This is a genomic window from Ornithinimicrobium sp. (assembly GCF_030537745.1).
Taxonomy (GTDB): domain Bacteria; phylum Actinomycetota; class Actinomycetes; order Actinomycetales; family Dermatophilaceae; genus Ornithinicoccus.
The window spans coordinates 1-5,489 of the sequence record NZ_JAUNVI010000024.1 but is presented as its reverse complement, the minus strand read 5'-3'; the positions used below and the strand labels follow the sequence as shown (position 1 = coordinate 5,489).

Genomic DNA, 5,489 nt, shown 5'->3' with positions numbered 1-5,489 from the left:
CGGTCGGGACTCAGGGGTGACGCCCTCGGAGGGTCACCTCGTGGACGCCGTCGACACCCTGCAGGTCAACCTCGCCGAGCAGGCCCGACAGTCCAGCGGTGTGCCTGAGCCTGGCACGACCGCGTAACGCACCGGGGACAAGGTCGATCGTGAAGGTCCCGGCCGCGACGAGGTCATCCATGAGTGGCAACGTAGGCCGCTCGCCCGATCCTGGCTGGTTCACCGCCGGGTCTATTTGAGTGTTCAGCGGCGAGGCCGGACTGCCAGATACACGGTGTTGGCCGCTTCCCCACCGGTCAGCGGGTTGGGAAAGGGGACGACGTGGGCATCGGTATGCTCGAAGACCTCGGCCATCCGGCGTATCACCTCGGGCTCGGGTGGCTCGTCGGACCACAGCGCGAAGGTGCCGTCGTCGGCGAGCATCGCGGCGACCCGCGAAAATCCCTCGACCGTGTAGAGGTCGCCGTGGTCGTCGCGGAGCAGCCAGTCGGGTGCATGATCGATATCCAACAGCACCGCGTCGTAGGTGCGGTCGGCGCGACCCCCTCGGACCACATCGAAGAAATCATCGTGCACCAGGCGCACACGCGGATCTCCGGCGAAGCCCTGGGTGTCGGGCAACAGGTCGCGCTCATGCCACGAAATGACGATCTGCAGGGCCTCGATGACGGTCAACTCGGTGACTCGGTCGTCCTCAAGAGCGGCCACCGCGGTGTAGCCGAGGCCGAGTCCGCCTACCAGCACCGTCAGTGAGGTGCCCGCTACGGCCGCGAGGCCGATCCGCGCCAGTTCGCGCTCGCCGACGGTGAACTGACTGGACATGAGCAAGTCGTCCCCGAGCTTGACCTCGTGCACGTCTCGCTCGGTGATGCGGTCCCAGCGCCTGCGTAGGCTGATGACCCCCCAGGGGGTATCTCCCCAGTCCAGCTCCTGCATCTTCATGGGCCGAGACTAGTGCTCGCCTCGCCGCGCATTGCCGCGCGATCCTCGGCGCTGGGTTCTTTGGTGCCGCTCACCGCGGCACTCGCAGCGAGCCGTCTCGCCACGACGGTGTCCTGGGTGCGACGAACGCGGTCCCGGTCGGCAAAGCCTGCCCGCTGGTAGCGGTCTATGAGGCTCCCGTCTGCGCCTGCCTCTAGCCACTGCGCGGCCCCACGCCAGGCGCGCAGGGTTTCACCATCGACCTTGTACTCGGATCGGAAGGCCTGAGGTCCCGCCGAGGTGTCCAGGACGGCCAACAGGTCCGCCGGCACCGGGTGGCTGCGGGCTAGCGCCGCGGCGAACCTCCCGAATGACCCGATTCCCGCATAGGTCCCGTCGGCCATGTCCCACTCGGTCAGCAGCTCGCGATAGGGATCGGAGTCCTTCACCCACGCCAGGAATGGGTCGGCCAGCACACCCGCGCGCTGCCTCGGCTCCGGAGCGCCCAGTCGGATCTGCTGCACGCACCTGCTGGCCAGACTCTGTCTCAGGTCTGACGCGGCACTCGAAGTCAGGTGGTATGCGGTCGCATAACCGCTGGCCAGGTTGCGGTGGGCCGTGTGCGAGCCGACGAGCTTCCAGGCATCCAGCTGGGAGGTGTCAACCTGGCCGCCCGGCTGGCTCCGCAGCGCGACCGCGACCGAGAGGGCTGCACTGCGAGACGCCTCGACGAGATAGCGCCACAGGTCCTCCTCGCCTGCCTGAGGCGTGAGGCTCTCGGGAAAACTCACCTTGGCATCCACCCCCGCATCCGGCGGGTCTAGGGGCAGGCCGTCCCGCTCCGCTGGAGCGAGGAAGGACGCCCACAACCGCAGCGCCCTCACGAAGGGCCCCCGCCATGCCTGTCCCTCCAGAGTTGGACGTCGAGACACTTCGCGGTTCACCAGACCAACCGCCAGCGTGTAGCGGACGCGCCACGCCAAGGGCGAGTCCCCGCCGGGGGCGCGCTCCTCTTTCCTCAGCAACTCCTCAAGCTGGTGCAGCCGGAGATCCTCGACCGCCGCGGAGGGGGTCCCGAACAGGTCGGCACTGGCAAGGGTCAGAACAGCAGCACGATTGCCGGGGTCACGGTGCTCCGCCCGGGCAGCCAGGGCTCTGGCACCGGTGAAGTCTTTATCCTCCAGCCTCTGTGCCGCGATGGTCGCCAGCGCCAGGCCGCTGGCCTCGCTCGCTCCATACAATCTCCGATTTGCTGCAGGATCGGGCAGGCGCCACCACAGCAGCAGCGCCGCAACTCCGGTGGCGACATTGCGGACAATCGTGGCTTGCTCGCTGTCGGTGGCCATCGCCGGATCCACCCGGAACCCGTCGGCGTTGACACTGCGAACGAGGACTAAGCGTCTTCCCTCATACATCGCCACGCTTGTTACGGGCCCGTCGGTGGTGAGGAGGACCCGGTCGCCTGAGCGCAGCACGACGGCGTCCCAGACCTTGAGAAGCGTAGCGAGCCACGCATATGGAAGGGCGCCGAAGACGCCGCGGATGCGAGTGTCGTGCAGGTCGGTACCCGTGAGGGCGAAGATGCCACGCGACTGACCGTTGGCCAAGTCGTGCAGTTGCGTGACTGTATGGCGCGCGATGGCTCCTCCCTGTTCGTCGTCCTTCTCGCCGGACCCGACCTCGATCCGCAGCGGAGCGTGGCTGCGCGAGAGCGTCGATGCCGCGAAGCCCGTGACCAGGGCCAGTAGGAGCACGAGGCCAAGGAGGAACAGTGCGAGGGTGTCGTTGCTGGACCACAAGTGCCAGGCCCCCAAGCAGAAGAAGGTCAGGAGCGTCAGGCCAACAACTCCGCTGCCACCGAAGGGCAAACGACGGGGGCGCCTCCACATCGTGACGGCTACTCCGATGCCGAACGCGATCGCGGCGAAGAGCAACAGGAGCAGTCCGTCCTCGGTAACGGCGTCTTTGACTCTCTGGGGCCATGCGCTCGCACGGGCATCGGCGAGCCCGGCCAGGCCGGATTGTCGGCAGGCCTTGGCTCCCTCGACCCCGTCGAGCGCGGCATACAGCGCTTCTGCACGTGCAAACTCACCACGTTCGACTGCGGCATCCGCCCCCGCGCAGAGCCCGGGGTGCTGCTCCGCCGCGGGGTCCTCTAGCAAAGCGTTGGCCTCACCATTGTTGCCGTCCAGGTCGACGGCCAGCTGGGCCAGGCGGCGCTGCTCGGTCTTGTCACTGTCCCGAGTCGCCTGCTCCACTAGCGTGTCCGATGCCTCACGTGCCTGAGTGGTCAGCGTCCCGATCCTTCCCGGGCACTTGCCGCCGACCGCAGCCGCCAACGCCTCGGCATCCTCAAGAGCACCCTTCTGGACCAGAGCCACCGCGCGGTCACAGACACCGGTCGTAGCACTGGCCCAGACGGGCGGCGCAGATCCGAGCACCCCGACGAGGATGACACCGACGATCGCCAGCACTAACAAGAGACGGCACTCGACACGAACTCCAGGGACGGACACAGGCACAGCGTCCCGCCTCTGGCCAGTGGGGTCAAGAGAATGGGTCAGGGCAGCATGGGCGCAGGGTGTCAATCCATTCAACAATGCTCGCCGCAGACACGGCACTGGCCACCCCAACGGTGTCCAGGACGAGGTGGGGGTATCGGGAGAGCAATTCTCCGGCCTCGTAATAACCGTCGGCACTGGTCATCTGCCATTGGGTCTGCATCTGCCGCACGTTGTCATCCGACCACTCGACGTCCCTCTTCGATGCCTTGTGAAGGAGCCTCCCCTCCGTGCGGTTTCGGCCGAGCCGGGTAGCGAGGTCAGCTCGTAACTCGACGAAGGCAACCTTCTCGAAGATGCGGGCGTAAGAATCCATCTGTGCGAGGTCTTCGGGTGAGTCGAGTGCCCAGACGAGGGAGAAGATCAGGTCAACATCATGCGCCGCCGCTTCCTCCAGCACGCGACGCCGGAACTCGTTGTTGAGCGTGTTGAAGGGCGGGCTGCCGTAACCGAAGGTCTCGAGGAGCGGCTCGATCGTCATGTGATTGTGGAACAGACGGAACGTGCTGCTCTGGGAGACTGCGCGTCCGATGGTCATCTTGCCCACAGCCGGTGGTCCGAAGAGCACGAGAAGCATGCGTCACAGCATGACACCGCCACCGTGGGCCATCCAGCCCACACCGCTGCGCCGTTCCGCGATTAATTCTCGGTGCCCAGTCAGGCGGGCTCAAGGGTGCGGCGCATCACCGTGTTCTTCATGCCCTTGGGCCGGATGAAGTCGAAGCCGGCGCGCTCATAGACGGCCCGGGTGCCGTTGTAGAGGAACGACGAAGACAGCCGCTTCTCTCCAGGGGTGTGCGGATAGCCCTCGACCACGCCGCCGCCGGCCTGTGCGATGAGGTCGAGCGCCCCCGCGAGCGCGACCGTCACCAACCCCTGCCTGCGGAAGCGCTTGTCGACAAAGATGCACGTAATCCGGTAATCCGGCTCGACCTCTCTCTCGGCCTCGAGGTCGGCCAGGTATTGCTTGCGGTGGTGGATGTTCGGCAGCTCCGCAGGCGTCCCATACTCTGCCCAGGCGATAGCCTCCTCACCGTCATCCCCCTCCCGCACGACAAGTGCGGCGTGCGCGGCTCCGTGCTCGACCAGCCGCTTCTTCAGCGCCTGATTGCCTGCGTAACTGGAACAGCGCTCCTCGCTGTCGGGATGGAACCAGATGCACCAGCACCCGCCGAAGATTCCGTTGTGCCTCTCCACGAGTGCCGCGAATAGGCCCCAGGTCGCCTCGCCGAGCGGCTTGATCGTCGTCGGTCCGGGGTCCATGGTCGCCATGGCAACGAAACTACCCGTATTCCGACGCAAGCGATCCGAGCCGACGGATCCCGCTTTTCTTTGGTCAGTCCTCGAGATCGGATGCCGCATGGAACGCGCGTGTCAACTCGTGCTCCTGTTGACCCAGCAGTGCGCCGATCGGGCGCACCAACATCTCCCGTGGGGCGGTCCGGCTTTCGTTGCTTGCGGCATTGTCGCCGCAGGCGCCAGCCGTGGGTAGAACTCTTGTAGGTTCTCGCGCGATCTGTCACAGGCGCACGCCGCTGACCTGCCGTGGGACACGGCGACGGGACTGGCATCGTCTCACTATCTTGTCCGAATCCCCATAATGGCCGCGCTCCACCCAGCGGCCGCGCGACGAGGCGCCACGGCTGGCAAGACCCACCCTTGTACGTGGTCCGGTGCCTACCCAGGCCCCGGCAAACGGATCGAGGGACCACGACCCTGCCACCAATTCCCTGAACCGGGCCAGGCCTGACTCGGACCCAGAGCCCGCAGATCTCCTTTCACGAGCCATCACGCTCAGCCGGATACCGGCGAGACAGCCGGGCGGCTTCGCCCACCGCCACCGTCACGACCACCTCGCCACAACGAGGTCCCCCAAGTCAAACAAGCCTGCAAAGAGACCGTCAGCAAGCGCGCTCCGGCCGACCCGCATCGGTGATCCCTCAGGGTATCTCGGTGAAGTCGCCTATGTGACACAACAGGCGAAGTTCGCTACCTCTGTAAAGACGA

4 protein-coding genes are annotated in these 5,489 nt (G+C 66.2%); all 4 read right to left on the bottom strand.

Annotation, left to right across the window (positions count from 1 at the left end):
- Positions 1 to 243 precede the first annotated feature (243 nt).
- The gene (locus tag Q4P07_RS07020) at positions 244 to 942 is read right to left on the bottom strand and encodes a spermidine synthase (RefSeq protein WP_303374194.1); all 699 of its coding nucleotides are present in this window, start codon (positions 940 to 942) and stop codon (positions 244 to 246) included.
- On the bottom strand, positions 939 to 3,437 hold the full coding sequence (locus Q4P07_RS07015) for a hypothetical protein (RefSeq protein WP_303374193.1): 2,499 nt from the start codon (positions 3,435 to 3,437) through the stop codon (positions 939 to 941). The genes Q4P07_RS07020 and Q4P07_RS07015 overlap by 4 nt, the downstream gene beginning before the upstream one ends.
- 31 nt (positions 3,438 to 3,468) lie before the next feature.
- Positions 3,469 to 4,059, bottom strand: a complete 591-nt coding sequence (locus Q4P07_RS07010; protein WP_303374192.1) for an AAA family ATPase — start codon at positions 4,057 to 4,059, stop codon at positions 3,469 to 3,471.
- A gap of 80 nt (positions 4,060 to 4,139) precedes the next feature.
- Positions 4,140 to 4,754: a GNAT family N-acetyltransferase gene (locus Q4P07_RS07005; protein WP_303374191.1), complete on the bottom strand. Its 615-nt coding sequence runs from the start codon at positions 4,752 to 4,754 to the stop codon at positions 4,140 to 4,142.
- Positions 4,755 to 5,489 lie beyond the last annotated feature (735 nt).